Origin of the sequence: Actinomyces sp. S6-Spd3 (assembly GCF_000758755.1) — a bacterium.
In the GTDB taxonomy this organism is placed as follows: Bacteria; Actinomycetota; Actinomycetes; order Actinomycetales; family Actinomycetaceae; genus Pauljensenia.
On sequence record NZ_JRMV01000111.1, the window covers coordinates 1 to 641 of the forward strand.

Here is a 641-nt window from a genome sequence, read left to right on the forward strand (position 1 = left end):
TGAAAACTTCGTTGAACTCATCCTCATGGTCACCACATGGGCGTCGCCAGTGCTGTACAAGTGGGAGATGGTCTACAACTTCCTCGGTGATGGTTGGTTGTGGAAGCTGTATCAACTGAACCCTCTGACCCCAATCGTGGAAATGTTCCACATTGTTTTTTGGGAGCCAACGATGATGCAAGAGGCAGCTACGCGACCTCCCGACATGTTTATGTGGGGCATCATTGCGGGCGTGTCTGCGATTGTGACGCTACTGGTTGGCGAGATTGTGTTTAGAAAACTTGATCCACGTTTTGCGCAGGAGCTCTAATGGGTACGGAGAATAACAGTCACAAGCCGCGCCCTGTGGTGAAGGTCGAGAACGTTCGCAAAGAGTTCATTATCCGACGCACCCACACGCTGAAAGAAACCCTCGTCTGGTCCATGACTGGGCGACGCTCTGAGATTTCAGAACGGTTCCGCGCACTCGACGATGTGTCTTTTACCGTGAACGAGGGGGACACGGTTGCGCTACTCGGCTATAACGGTTCGGGTAAATCCACCTGTTTGAAGTTGATCTCTGGCGTGCTGCGCGAAGACTCGGGCTACGTTGGCGTGCGCGGTAAGGTAGCGGGTCTGATCGAGGTGGGTGCGGGCTTCCA

1 protein-coding gene and 1 pseudogene are annotated in these 641 nt (G+C 53.8%); both read left to right on the plus strand.

Annotated features, from left to right (window positions below):
* Nucleotides 1-310 (plus strand): annotated as a pseudogene (locus HMPREF1627_RS00675) (ABC transporter permease); the annotation flags it as partial.
* Nucleotides 310-641: ATP-binding cassette domain-containing protein (locus HMPREF1627_RS00680; RefSeq protein ID WP_158705785.1), on the plus strand; the 332-nt coding region annotated here is incomplete at its 3' end. The pseudogene HMPREF1627_RS00675 and the gene HMPREF1627_RS00680, both read left to right, overlap by 1 nt.